Origin of the sequence: uncultured Duncaniella sp. (genome assembly GCF_910577345.1) — a bacterium.
In the GTDB taxonomy this organism is placed as follows: Bacteria; Bacteroidota; Bacteroidia; order Bacteroidales; family Muribaculaceae; genus Duncaniella.
This window is the reverse complement of record NZ_CAJTMT010000037.1, coordinates 15,947-29,552: the sequence shown is the minus strand read 5'-3', so window position 1 is coordinate 29,552 and position 13,606 is coordinate 15,947. Positions and strand designations below refer to the sequence as shown.

Annotated in this window: 11 protein-coding genes; 6 read left to right on the top strand and 5 right to left on the bottom strand. The window is 49.1% G+C overall.

Features of this window, described 5'->3' with window-relative positions; all coding sequences use genetic code 11:
• Positions 1-193 precede the first annotated feature (193 nt).
• The 4 genes from purB to QZ310_RS12220 all read left to right on the top strand — a co-directional run bounded on the left by purB (position 194) and on the right by QZ310_RS12220 (position 6,466).
• Positions 194-1,537 (top strand): adenylosuccinate lyase, encoded by a 1,344-nt coding sequence (gene purB / locus QZ310_RS12235; protein WP_297073222.1) that lies wholly within the window; start codon positions 194-196, stop codon positions 1,535-1,537.
• A gap of 182 nt (positions 1,538-1,719) precedes the next feature.
• Positions 1,720-3,639, top strand: a complete 1,920-nt coding sequence (gene dxs / locus QZ310_RS12230) for a 1-deoxy-D-xylulose-5-phosphate synthase (RefSeq protein ID WP_297073221.1) — start codon at positions 1,720-1,722, stop codon at positions 3,637-3,639.
• 8 nt (positions 3,640-3,647) lie between these two features.
• Positions 3,648-4,982, top strand: coding sequence for a Trk system potassium transporter TrkA (gene trkA, locus QZ310_RS12225; RefSeq protein ID WP_297073218.1), 1,335 nt, complete (start codon positions 3,648-3,650; stop codon positions 4,980-4,982).
• Entirely contained in the window at positions 4,979-6,466 is a 1,488-nt protein-coding gene (locus QZ310_RS12220; RefSeq protein WP_297073217.1) for a TrkH family potassium uptake protein, read from the top strand. Before trkA ends, QZ310_RS12220 begins: the two co-directional genes overlap by 4 nt.
• Before the next feature lie 139 nt (positions 6,467-6,605).
• On the opposite strand, the gene QZ310_RS12215 is transcribed toward QZ310_RS12220, so the two are convergent.
• From QZ310_RS12215 to QZ310_RS12205, 3 genes are all read right to left on the bottom strand, one after another.
• Positions 6,606-7,415: a S1/P1 nuclease gene (locus tag QZ310_RS12215; protein ID WP_297073215.1), complete on the bottom strand. Its 810-nt coding sequence runs from the start codon at positions 7,413-7,415 to the stop codon at positions 6,606-6,608.
• A gap of 226 nt (positions 7,416-7,641) precedes the next feature.
• A complete protein-coding gene (locus QZ310_RS12210) occupies positions 7,642-8,376 on the bottom strand; it encodes an N-acetylmuramidase family protein (protein ID WP_297073213.1) in 735 nt (244 codons plus the stop codon).
• Between the two features lie 376 nt (positions 8,377-8,752).
• A complete protein-coding gene (locus QZ310_RS12205) occupies positions 8,753-10,213 on the bottom strand; it encodes an aminoacyl-histidine dipeptidase (protein WP_297073211.1) in 1,461 nt (486 codons plus the stop codon).
• Between the two features lie 210 nt (positions 10,214-10,423).
• Here QZ310_RS12205 and QZ310_RS12200 point away from each other — a divergent pair, with 210 nt between their 5' ends.
• Together QZ310_RS12200 and QZ310_RS12195 are read left to right on the top strand one after the other, a co-directional pair.
• Positions 10,424-10,606 (top strand): hypothetical protein, encoded by a 183-nt coding sequence (locus QZ310_RS12200; protein ID WP_297073209.1) that lies wholly within the window; start codon positions 10,424-10,426, stop codon positions 10,604-10,606.
• Between the two features lie 40 nt (positions 10,607-10,646).
• Positions 10,647-11,264, top strand: coding sequence for an OmpH family outer membrane protein (locus QZ310_RS12195; protein WP_297073207.1), 618 nt, complete (start codon positions 10,647-10,649; stop codon positions 11,262-11,264).
• Positions 11,265-11,367: 103 nt separating this feature from the next.
• Here the strand turns inward: QZ310_RS12195 and QZ310_RS12190 are convergent, their stop codons facing one another.
• On the bottom strand, positions 11,368-11,871 hold the full coding sequence (locus tag QZ310_RS12190) for an RNA polymerase sigma factor (RefSeq protein ID WP_297071933.1): 504 nt from the start codon (positions 11,869-11,871) through the stop codon (positions 11,368-11,370).
• A gap of 1,190 nt (positions 11,872-13,061) precedes the next feature.
• Positions 13,062-13,565: an RNA polymerase sigma factor gene (locus QZ310_RS12185; protein ID WP_297073206.1), complete on the bottom strand. Its 504-nt coding sequence runs from the start codon at positions 13,563-13,565 to the stop codon at positions 13,062-13,064.
• Positions 13,566-13,606 lie beyond the last annotated feature (41 nt).

The following is a 13,606-nucleotide window of genomic DNA, read 5'->3' as shown; positions in this document are numbered from 1 at the left end:
CCCCCTCTACCGACCGGAGCTGAAATGCGAAAGCATCTCAGCTCCGGTCTTTTTTGTATGTATTCATCCGTATTTTCTTATCTGTGTGTGAATAAAAATCTGTCATTTCTGAGTTTTTCTACCCCTATTCAATAGTTTTTTTGTAATTTTGCATCTACTATATCATTATCAAACATCACTCAAAGAGATTGACATGAAACTTACTGAATTGACAGCCATATCGCCGGTTGACGGTCGTTATCGTGGAAAGTGTGCAAGTCTTGACGAATATTTTTCGGAATATGCTTTGATCCGTTACCGTGTTAAGGTAGAAATAGAGTATTTTATCGCACTCTGTGAATTACCTTTACCTGCACTTTCAGACTTCCCGGTTGCATTATTCGGCAAGTTGCGTGAAATCTACGCTAATTTCTCGGTAGAGGATGCAGCGAAGGTTAAGGAAATCGAGAGTGTGACCAATCACGATGTCAAAGCTGTCGAGTATTTCATCAAGGAACGTTTTGACGAGCTTGACATTGCAAAGTATAAGGAATACATTCATTTTGGCCTTACTTCTCAGGACATCAACAACACATCAGTCCCGATGTCTATTGCCGACGCGCTTAAAAACGTCTATCGTCCCCGCATTGTCGAGCTTATAGAGCATCTTGAATCTCGTGCGGATGAATGGTATGACATCCCTATGTTGGCTAAGACTCACGGTCAGCCTGCATCTCCCACCCGTCTTGGCAAGGAAATCCGTGTGTTCAGCTATCGTCTGCGCCGTCAGCTTGCCATGCTTGACGCTGTGGAAATTTCAGGTAAGTTCGGTGGTGCAACCGGTAATTTCAATGCCCATCTTTGCGCATTCCCTGAAATTGACTGGCGTAAGTTCGGCGCTGAATTCCTTTCTGAGAAACTTGGAATAGTTCGTGAGGAATATACGACACAGATTTCAAACTACGATAATCTCGCAGCGCTCTTCGACGCGCTTGCACGCATCAACAATATTATCCTTGACCTTGACCGGGATATGTGGATGTATATTTCGATGGAGTATTTCAAGCAGAAAATCAAGGCCGGTGAGGTCGGATCATCTGCAATGCCCCATAAGGTAAATCCCATCGACTTTGAAAACTCGGAGGGAAATATCGGAATCGCCAACGCAGTCTTCGGCCATCTTGCAAGCAAACTTCCCGTTTCGCGTCTGCAGCGTGACCTGACTGACTCGACCGTCCTCCGTAATATCGGTGTGCCCTTGGCTCATACTCTTATTGCAGTGGCTTCGACGATGAAGGGTCTTGGAAAGCTTCTTCTGAACCGTGCAGCAATTGATGCCGACCTCGACAACACATGGAGCGTTGTGGCCGAGGCTATCCAGACTGTCCTCCGTCGCGAAGGTTATCCCAAACCCTACGAAACCCTTAAGGCTCTTACCCGCAAGAATGAGGCTGTCACTGCTGAAAGTATCGCTGTATTTATTGATACTCTCGATGTCTCTGACGATGTGAAGGCTGAGTTGAAAAAACTTTCGCCCCACAGCTATACCGGATATTGATTATTTGCAGGTTAGAGAAATGGATACATCCACTAAGATACGTTTCGGATTTATTGCTGTGTTATGGTTACTGCTGTGTTACATGGTGGTGGCCTCACAGCCTTTCACCCTTTGGGTGGCGTTTGTCATAATCGCTTCCGGAATTGTCGTGTGGGTTCCTCTGTACAAGAAATATATTAAGAATGGAAAAAGAAACAAAGACCGATAAGTATCCTCTATTGTCGCGCATCGACTCTCCTGCCGATTTGCGTAAACTGCCTGTGGAGCAATTGCCTCAGGTCTGTGGTGAACTGCGGTCGTTTCTTATTAACTCGCTTTCATCCCACCCCGGCCATTTTGCTTCAAGCATGGGTGCTGTTGAGCTGACAGTCGCCCTGCATTATGTGTTCAATACTCCGTATGACCGCATAGTGTGGGATGTCGGCCATCAGGCTTACGGACATAAGATTCTTACCGGTCGCCGTGACAAGTTTGAAACCAACCGTACGTTTGGTGGTCTGAGTGGCTTTCCTTCGCCCAAGGAAAGCGAGTATGACACTTTCACGGCCGGCCATGCGTCAAACTCAATATCCGCTGCCCTTGGCATGACCGTGGCAAGTGCCTTGCAGAATGAGAATCCGAGGCGCAATGTCGTTGCTGTCATCGGTGATGCATCCATCAGCGGCGGCCTTGCCTTCGAAGGATTGAACAACGCAGCCAATGCCAATTCCAATCTGCTTATCATTCTTAATGACAATGATATGTCGATTGACCGCAATGTCGGCTCGCTCAATTCCTATCTGGCTCATCTCACAACGTCAAAGGCATACAACAACGTGCGCTATAAATTCGCGCGCTTCCTTCGTCGCTATCATCTTGTCACCGATAAGGGCAAGGGGATGATCATGCGTTTCAATAATAGCCTGAAATCGCTCATAACGAAGGAACAGAATATTTTCGAGGGGCTTAATATCCGATACTTCGGACCCTTTGACGGTCACGACCTTCCGACTGTGATTAATGTCCTTAATGAAATCAAGGATTTCAGCGGTCCGCGGATATTGCATCTGCGCACAGTCAAAGGTAAGGGATATACCCCTGCTGAACTCGATCCTGCCACTTGGCATGCTCCCGGAAAGTTTGACCCTGCCACAGGAAATCTAATTAAGGATAAGTCCCGGAAGGCTCCGAAATATCAGGATGTCTTTGGCGAGACACTCGTGGAGTTGGCTGAGAGAAACAAAAAGATAGTAGGAGTCACTGCAGCCATGCCTTCCGGAACATCGATGATAAAGTTGCAGGATAAATTTCCTGACCGTACTTTTGATGTCGGAATCTCCGAGGGTCATGCAGTCACTTTTGCCGGTGGTCTCGCAAAGGAGGGTATGAAGCCCTTCGTAGCCATATATTCCTCATTCCTCCAACGCGCCTACAGTCATATCATTCATGATGTGGCTATACAGGGCTTGCCTGTCACTTTCTGTCTTGACCGCGCAGGTCTGGTCGGGGAAGACGGTCCAACGCATCATGGAGTCTTTGACCTCTCATATTTGCGTGCGATTCCGGGAATGACACTTGCCGCTCCGCGCAATCTTGACATGCTCCCCCATCTGATGCTGACGGCCGAAAGTTTCGACGGCCCGTTTGCAATCCGTTATCCCCGTGGCAACGGCGACAAGGAGCTGTCAGAACAAATGCACACTCTTCCTATTGGTAAGGGTGAATTATTGAAAGACGGAAAGGATCTTGTTATCCTCACCCTCGGACCTGTGGCCTCGGATGCGGAAGCTGCCATCGAAAAGGCCGAGAAAGAACTTGGCGTGACCATTGCCCACTACGATATGATTTTTGTCAAACCTATGGACCCTGATATTATCAAGCGTGTTGCAGAGATGAATGTCCCTGTTATAACGGTTGAGGATGGAGTGGTCGAAGGTGGAATGGGGTCCGCTGTCATCGAGGGGCTTGCAGAGCTTGATTCGCCTGTCAAAGTGACTCGGCTCGGTGTGCCTGACCGTTTTATTCCGCAGGGAACGCCTGCGCAACTCAAAAATTTGTGCGGATTTGATGTTGATGGAATCTATCAAACCATCAAAAATCTTGTTATTACTAATAAAGACTGATCCGCACGATGAAGATTGTTATTGCCGGAGCGGGCGAGGTCGGTACTCATCTCGCCAAACTCTTATCGAATGAAGAACAGGACATCACTGTTGTCGACAGCGACGGTGAGAAGCTTTCTGTGCTTGATTCCAATTATAATCTGTTGACGTGCCAGGGCTCTCCGACTTCCTTTGCCACACTCCGTCAAGCGGGTGTGGAGGGTTGTGATCTTTTTATTGCCGTCACGCCGTTTGAGACACGAAACATCATAGCATGTGCCATCGCAAAAAGCCTTGGAGCTTCCAAGACCGTGGCACGAATTGATAACTATGAGTTCAAGGATCCTGCCAATAAGGACTTTTTCACTCATATCGGTGCCGACGACATGATTTATCCCGAATATCTTGCCGCGCTTGAGATTATTCAGGCGTTGCGTCATAATTGGGTGCGTCATTGGTTCGAACTTCACGATGGCGAATTGATTCTTGTCGGTGTGAAACTGAGGGAGAACGCGCCTTTGCAGGGTATGCAGTTGAAGGAGCTTGGCATGACCGAACACAGTTTCCACGTCGCTGCCATCAAGCGCAATCATGAAACCATCATTCCGGGCGGTCTTGACCGTCTTCAGGTCAACGACATTGTCTACTTTATGACCACCCGCGACCATGTCGATTCTTTGGTCGCTCTCTGTGGCAAGACTCAACGCAAGATTCGCGACATCCTTATCATGGGTGGAAGTCGCATTGCGATAAGGCTATGTGCTATGGTGGGCGATGAATTCAATATAAAGATTGTTGATATTGACCGTGAACGCTGTCTGCGTCTTTCGGAGAAGTGTCCGAATGCAAGCATCATCAATGCGGATGCCCGTGATACCGATGCTCTTCTGGATGCCGGAATAACGGATATGGATGCGTTCATCGCTCTTGCCGACAGCAGCGAGACCAATATCCTCACCTGTCTTTCCGCCAAAGAGCTTGGTGTAGTCAAGACTATTGCCGAGGTTGAGAATCTTCAGTTCATCTCTGAGGCGGAAGGTTTGAATATCGGTACTGTTATAAATAAGAAGCTGCTTGCTTCATCGAGAATATTCCAGATGCTTCTCGACCGCGATACGTCCACTTCAAAGTGCATGGCTCTCGCTGATGCCGAGGTTGCGGAGATTGTCGCGAGTGAGGGGTCAAAAATTACGCGTGCAGCGGTTAAGGATCTTAAACTTTCCCATGAGATGACAATCGCCGGACTTATCCGCGATGGCAAGGGTTATCTCGTGTCCGGTAACACTGTCATCGAACCGGGCGACCGTGTCGTGGTGTTCACGTTGAGCGGTCTGCTCCATAAGGTTGAAAAACTGTTTAAATGATGAATCTGCTCCGATATAGACCGACAGTCATAAATATCCCGGTGGTGCTTCGTATCATCGGGCTTCTTCTTATAATCGAGGGCTTGTTCCTTTTGGTTCCTTTGGCCACATGTCTGGTCTATGGTGAGAAGGATTGGCTCTGCTTCCTCGTGACGATGGTTGTCACCACTGTTGCGGGTACGGTCATGACTTTTGGAATCCGCCCGCGGAATCCGCGCATGGGAAAGCGCGAGGGCTTTCTGCTGACGGCTCTCGTCTGGATTTTCTTCTCGGCATTCGGCATGATACCGTTTATTTTCATGGACAAGCAGCCGATGTCTGTCTCTGACGCATTTTTTGAGGCCATGTCCGGCTTCACGACCACCGGAGCCACCGTCATGTCATCCATAAGTCATCTGAGTCACGGAGTCATAATGTGGCGCAGCCTGATGCAATGGATTGGAGGCATGGGTATCATTCTTTTTACTCTTGCAGTGGTCCCTATGCTCAATCACTCAGGCGGTATGCAGATGTTCAACGCGGAGGTGACAGGTATTACCCATGACAAGTTGCGTCCGCGCATCTCGCAGACTGCAAAGGGCCTGTGGCTGATTTATATCGTCTTGACTGCCTTGCTTTTCGTGCTCCTTATCATAGGCCCGATGAACACATTCGAGGCCATCTGCCATGCGTTCAGCACAATGTCGACCGGTGGTTTCTCGACTGCCGACGATGGTATAGAGTCGTGGAATTCTGTTTATATCGAGATTGTCATGACTGTGTTCATGTTTCTCGGCGGTACCAGTTTCGTCCTTCTCTACCGCGCCGCTCACGGTGATTTCAAGCCAATCTGGAAGAATGATGTGTTCAGAGCCTACCTCGGAATAATCTTCGTGTGCTACATCCTCTTTGTAATCGCCATCTTCTACCACGGTCAGGCTTACTCTATAAAATCCGTCACGCTCGATCCGCTCTTCCAGATAGTCTCTACCATAACCTCTACGGGTTATGAAGTGCCGGACTTCTCCAATTGGGGCACATTCGCTCTTTCGCTTGTGTTCGCATTGATGTTTTTCGGAGCCTGTGCCGGCTCAACGAGTGGCGGTGCAAAGATTGACCGTCTGATATATCTGTTGAAGAATTGCCGCAATGAGATTGTCCGTTGCGTTTATCCCAACTATATTTTTACAGTCAGAGTCAACGGTCGCGTCATCCCGCATGAGACCGTTGCCAAGGTCATCGCGTTCCTTTGTCTGTATGTCATGATAATCATGATTGGCGGTATCATCCTTTGTGCGCTCGGACTCCCTTTGGTTGACTCATTCTTTTCGGCCTTCTCATGTATCAGCAACACCGGTCTTGGAGCGGGAGTGACAGGCTACGGAGGCAACTACGAACTTGTCCCCGACGTAGGTAAATGGTTCCTCGCCCTCATCATGATGATCGGCCGTCTCGAACTCTTCACAGTCCTCATCCTCTTCACCCCGACATTCTGGAAGAAATAAGTTTTTCTGCACGCAGACAATAAATAACGGAACAGCCCGAATAAACAGCATTGCTATCAAAATGATATAAACGGCAATGCTGTTTATTCGGGCTGTTCCGTTATTTATTGTAACTCTTTCTGTATTTATATATGCGGGATTATTTTAATATCGGGGAGTTGGCTGTGGAGCGGTAGGTTGGGTCGAAGATGAGGTTGAGGACGTGGGCGAGGCGGAGACCTCCGTTGAGGAATTGGGTCTCTACGGTAGGGGTCCAGTCGGCGACTTCGTTGTAGGAGATGTTGTCGCGTGAGCCGAAGTATTTGTAGACCTCATCACATATATTAATGGTTTCCTTTGCCCAGTCATCGACGGTTCCGGAAATGATTGTCGCTTCAACTTCTGCAGGAGCGCGGTCAATCTGCTGTTGCCATTCCGAGTAGCTCCATTTGTGGGCCGATTCGGGGATTGATGAGTCCCATACGGCGTGGAGGTTGTTGTCGCGGTTGAAATATTTCACCTTTATGCGGTTGCCACCAAGGTCAGTTGCATGGCCCATGTGGAGCGGCTGATGGAGGTCGCCCATGACGTGGACGAGAATCTTCATTGCGAGCTGAGAATCCTCGAGCGGTGTCGAGGGGTTGGCGAGTGTTTCAATTTGTGCTTTGATGGCTGTCACGGCATCACCTGCAGGATTGGCCTGTGCCTCTTCGTAGCGCTCACCTTCGTCGACGTTTTTGTAGTGCCATGTCTTGGTGTAGGCGTAGGGCTTCGTGTGGCTTGCATTGTCAAGCCAGTTGGCCCAATAGACCATTGATTTTCCTTCAAGGATGGAATCGACGGCTGCTTTGGTTGTCGGTGTCAGATGATTTTCAGCAATGTAGGCGGTTGTGTCGTGACCCTTCTGTCCCCAACCGAAAGCGGTGACAGCCACAGCCGACATGAAAACGGATATTAAGCTGCGTTTCATTTACTTTTAGATTTAAATGGTTAATTCTCATACAAATCTACGCAACTTAGTTCTGATTGACAAGAAAAACGCGGAGTTTTTTATTGGCTTATGACAACTTGCAATGCCCCACCGGTAGGGACGCTTTTTAAAGCGTCCGCAGTTGGATGGGGGATATATGTTGGGGCGGATGCAATGCGGACGCAATGCTGATGCAATGCTGATGCGGACGCTTTGAAAAGCGTCCCTACTGGCTGTTGGCGGGGGATTTGGAGTGGCGGGCGTAGGCTTGGGCCATGCGGGTGTGGTAGGAGCGGCGGGCGTAGCCGGGACCGTTGTAGCCACGGGCGAATTTTGCCCAGTTTTTGTCCTGCAGGGCTTTGAGGAGGCCGGCGTTGGTTATGAATTCGGCAAACATGTCGAGCTGCGCACGTTCGGTGCTTGACATTTTTTCGACGAAGTCCTCAAGGCTTGTCGCGCCACATTTTTTCCAGTTGAATCCTCCGATTTGAAACATTCCCCAGAATGTTCCTTCGATGGCTGCATGAGGATTGATGCTCATTGCCGCGTCAAGACGACGATGGGCCTTGGTCTGCGAACCGCGTGATGAGGCGAAGACCACGGAGTGTGACTTGCTGTATTTGGCAAGGTTGACGCCACGGCGCGTGGCGAAGCGGCGAAACATGGCCAAATCAAAGTTGATCAGCGGTTTGCCGGGAGCGGCGAAGCCTTCGTGGGTGCGTCCGGCTTCGATTTCTACAACTGCTTTAATGGCGGCAACTTCGACTCCAAGTCGTTGGGCCACCTCAATAAAATCTTCCTCAGTTAGAGTTATAATCGTATCGGAGGGGAGATCTTCACTTTCTGCAATCGCTTGGGAGAGGTTGTCGGTGCTTGATTTCAAGGAGGTATCTTCCGTCTTTGAAAAGAGCACTGCCGAGAAGAGAGCTGCAAGCGTCAGCAGAGCGAAACGTTTTAGCATAAAATATTTCTTTAGTACAACAATTCCCTTGCGCGCCACACGGCGCAGGGGGGATAACTATCTCAGAAGTGATGATTTCTAATGAATAAGGCGGTCTGTCACACCGCTCATGGTAAAATTTTGACAGGGTGTCTCATGAGGGGTCCATACGAGTCGCCGCATTGGCCGGTCATTACGCCCTAAAGTATAAGACGCTTGAAAAGCGTAAAAGTTTAATTCAATCAAAATTAGCCGGAAAAAATATTGTTTCCGGACCACCGATAAAGGCACGGGGGAGAGGGTCGGGGAGAAGTGGGGAAGGATACAAAAGGAACAGGAGCGGTGTCGCTGTCCTTTTGTATCCGTGATGATTATTGTGGGGGAGTCCCGGAAATGTTTACTTCTTGAGCTCTCCGACCTTTTCAAGAGTGCGTTTGAGCTGACCCCAGAAGCGCTCTACAGCGGGGATGTACATGCGCTCCGAAGGAGAGTGCACGTCGCGGAGGGTCGGGCCGAACGACACCATATCGAGGTGGGGATATTTGGTCAGGAAGAGACCACATTCAAGACCTGCGTGGATGGCCTTGATGGCGGGTTTCACTCCGTAGAGTTCCTCGTATGCATCGCTTGAAATCTTCATGATGGGCGATTCGAGGTTGGGCTGCCATCCGGGATAGCCGTCGCCGTGCTGGACACGTGCGCCTGCGAGGAGGAACACGGCTTCAACCTGACGGGCGATGTCCCATTTGCGCGACTCGACGGAGCTGCGCTGGCTGGTGGTGACAACGATGGTGTTGTCGGGACCCATCTTGACAGAGGCGAGGTTGGTCGATGTCTCCACCAGACCTTCGAGCTCGCGGCTCATTGAGATGACTCCGTGGGGGGCGCAGTAGAGCGCACGGATGATATTGGTCGAAGTGGCCTGGTCAATGGTGAAGTCGGGGGTGTCGACGCTTTCCATTGTCACCTTCAAGTTGGGTTCAAGGCCTGCATATTCGTTTTCGAGGTCGGCGATGTAGTGGTTGAGGGCTACGCGGACTTCTTCCTTGCGTGAGGTGTGGACACCGATGATTGCGTGGCTTGCACGGGGGATGGCGTTGCGGAGGTTGCCACCGTCGATTTCAGAGAGGACAACTTCATGCTTCTCCGAGAGCTGGAAGAGGAAGCGGGCGAGGAGCTTGTTGGCGTTGGCGCGTCCGAGGTGGATGTCGCCGCCGGAGTGGCCGCCGTTGAGACCCTCGATGTTTATCTTGAAATAAAGGAAGTCGGTGGGAGCGAATGAACGGTTGTAGGTGAAGAAGGCCTGGGTGTCTACGCCGCCTGCGCAGCCTACGAAGATTTCAGCATCGTCTTCGGAGTCGAGGTTGAGGAGCATTGTACCTGAGATCATGTCCTCGCCGAGATTGTTGGCGCCTGTCATCCCTGTTTCCTCGTCGACAGTGAAAAGGGCTTCGAGGGGACCATGTTCGAATGTGTCATCGGTGAGCGCTGCGAGCGAGGCAGCCATGCCGATACCGTTGTCAGCGCCGAGAGTTGTACCTTCGGTGCGGATCCAGTCGCCGTCGATGACTGTGGGGATGGGGCTGTTGGCAAAGTCGAAGTGCTTGTCGTTTGACTCGCAGACCATGTCCATGTGGCCCTGCATGATTACTGTGGGAGCGTTTTCATGGCCGGGAGTGGCGGGCTTCGAGAGGACCACGTTGCCTACCTTGTCGGTCTTGGCCGTTAGATTGTGCTTTTTAGCAAAATCGAGGAGGTATTCACGAATTTTCTCTTCCTTCTTTGAAGGACGGGGGATTTTGGTAATCTCTTCGAAAATCGAGAAAACCTCGCGCGGTTGAAGATCTTTGATTTCCATATTATAGAAATTTTAGGGAAGTGATGAGCTTGTTAAAAAAACGGGGGTCGGCGCTGGTGCTGACCGGCGTATTTTAGCAATATTTAGCGCAAGTGTGAAACAAGTGTTAAATATCTCGCATTTGCACCACTAAATTATAAAATAAAATTGAGATAGATGCTATAATTTAGACTAAATTGCTACTTTTGCATCGGAAAACTCAAAATGACAATGAAAATAATCCTTCTGACCATAGTTGCCGCTGCCATCCTCACGGGTGTGGCTGTCGCTATAATGGGGGTGAAGATTTGGTTTGTCAAAGGAGGTAAATTCCCGACGGGTCATGCCCACGACATTCCCGAGCTCAAGCGCCGGGGGATCGGGTGTGCTCACCGTGACGACCATGAAGCTTAGTGAAACAAATCAAAAATCTCATATTACATATTTATCACACATGAACAAGTTAGCAATATCAGCTTCAACGCTGCTTTTAAGTCTTTTTGCCCTCACTGCTACCTCGTGCGGCGGCTCAACGTCAAGCGACTCTGCAGCCGGAGCTCCGGCCCAAGCAGCAACGGCCGATGGCGCAACCACCTCTTCCAGCCTTAACATCCGCTACATCGACTCCGATTCGCTCATGACCCACTATAATCTTGCGAAGGATTTTCAGGAGGCATCAATGCGCGCCGTGTCAAAGATCGAGAGCGCACGTCAGGCAAAGGCTAATGAAATCCAGAAATTCGCCGCTGCCATCGAGCAGAAGGGCCGCAGCAACGGTTATCTGACAGAAGCAAGCTACAACGCCGACATGCAGAAGCTCCAGAAGATGCAGCAGGATGCCGAGAGCTATCTCGCAAACCTCAGCCGCAACACTGAGAACGAACTCGGTCAGCAGCAGCTTCAGCTCAACGATTCGATTGAGAACTATATCAAAATCTACAACGCATCAAAGGGCTACGACGCTATTCTCTTCAAGGCTGCAGGTATCTATTTCAATCCGTCGCTCGACATCACCCGCGACATCATCGACGGTCTGAATGCCCGCTACAACAAGGTTGACGCTTCAAAATAAGAGACAAGTATACTGAGCAATCAACTTATCAGAACGGCCCCGCTTCCATCAGGAGAAGCGGGGCCGTTGTTGCATCGTCAAGTAATCAAGGAGTGTGTGTAAGTCAGCGGTAATCTGCGAATCGGACCTGGAGTTTTTTGCGGGCGAAGAAGATGCGGCTCTTGACGGTTCCGAGGGGGAGGTTCATCTTTTCGGCAATCTCATTATACTTGTAGCCTGCGACGTGCATCGAGAAGGGGATGCGGTATTCATCGGGAAATTCGTTGATGGCATCCGAAATCTCGTTTGCGCCGAATGAGCCTTCGGGAGTCTCAAGGCCGGAGTCCTGCGAGAGATTGAGGTGGTAGAGGTCTTCAGTCTGGTCAATCACGGTGGCCGAACGGGCTACGCGACGGTAATTGTTGATGAAGATGTTGCGCATGATTGTGAATACCCAACCTTTGAAGTTGGTGTTGTCCACATACTTGCTTTCGTTGTCGAGGGCCTTCAGGGTGGTATCCTGGAGCAGATCGTAAGCATTGTCTCTGTTTGAGGTGAGCATGTAGGCAAAGTTGAGGAGGTTGCCTTGGAGGCTCATAAGCTTGTTCTGAAATTCCTGAGTTCCCATAATCTTATCGTTTTAGAGAGTTGAAAGGAGAGTGATGAGTTTTAATTAGAATTGCTATTTAGCAGTGTTGTTTTTTGTTTGTGATTCAAAGTTACGACCGATTCGGAGGAATGGGGAATATGAAATGTAAAAGAATGTTAACGCGTGGACGGTAGTGTGTTTGGTTGGTGTAATATATTGACTGTTAGTGTTTTATGTGCTTGTGATAATTGTTGCAGAATTATTGCAATGTCACGGATGTTGCAATTTTTAAATAATAATGGTGCTTGATGAGGTGCGGGGTGGTGTGTAGGCTTTGCGTGGTGGTAAATCGATGTCCTCCGGACATCTTAGGCGTTTTTTTTGTTTTCCCTGCACATCTCCGCTGCGCTGCGATGTACAGGGTTACGGAGAAATCGGTGTCCTGGCGGACACCCTCTGCCTGTTTTTCGATGTCTTGTCGGACACTCGCTGGTTGTTTTTGGTGTCTGGAGCCGGATTATTTATGGAGGTTGGTAAGGTGCAGGGTGGCTTGATGATTGTGTGTGGGGGGAGGGATGGTAAATCGATGTCCTCCGGACATCTTAGGCGTTTTTTTGTTTTTCCCTGCACATCTCCGCTGCGCTCCGATGTACAGGGTTACGAAGAAATCGGTGTCCTTGCGGACACCCTCTGCCTGTTTTCGGTGTCTTACCGGATGCCATTTATTGCTATTACCGTTTCTTGCTATTGCCGTTTTTGTCATGACTATCATCACTTGATGTCTAATAAAAAATCTATGAAGATGTCTTTAAAATGAGTGATTGTATAAAGATAGCTTATTATATAAAGATATTATATATATTAGGTTATAGGCATATAGCTTATAAAGCGGAGCGCCCGCGAAGTCTCTTCGCAGGCGCTCGGTATGGGTGTTTTGTGTGTAGTTCGTAGGGTAGATTGAAGTATCCTAACATGAAAAATCTTTAGTAGTGCAAAATCTTATTTATTATATCTTTAACTTTATCTGAATCTAAAAACAATCTTATTACCATGAATGAAGTGTACGTGATGTGGAAACTTCTCTGTACGGTTGAAACATGAAAATTTAATCTCTACAAAATAGTTTTTATTGACGCGCGGGCTTTGTGGTCCCGGGTGATGTGTTTTTATCCTTTATAGGCGAGAGCCGTCTATGGGATTTGTCTCCGGAATTGGAGTATGTGGGTAGCTTAGCGGTAGTCGGCGAAACGCACCTGGAGTTTCTTGCGGGCGAAGAAGATGCGGCTCTTGACGGTTCCGAGGGGAAGGTTCATCTTTTCGGCAATCTCGTTGTACTTGTAGCCTGCAACGTGCATCGAGAAGGGGATGCGGTATTCGTCGGGGAATTCGTTGATGGCGTCTGAAATCTCGTTTGCTCCGAAAGAACCTTCGGGAGTTTCAAGACCGGAGTCCTGTGAGAGGTTGAGGTGGTAGAGGTCTTCAGTCTGATCAATCACAGTAGCCGAACGGACGACGCGACGGTAATTGTTGATGAAGATGTTGCGCATGATTGTGAAAACCCAACCCTTGAAGTTGGTGTTGTCCACATACTTGCTTTCGTTATCGAGGGCCTTCAGGGTGGTGTCCTGGAGCAGATCGTAAGCGTTGTCTCTGTTTGAGGTGAGCATGTAGGCAAAGTTGAGGAGGTTGTCCTGAAGGCTCATAAGCTTGTTCTGAAATTCCTGAGTTCCCATAATTATATCGTTTTAGAGAGTTGAACGTTTTTGATTGTTAG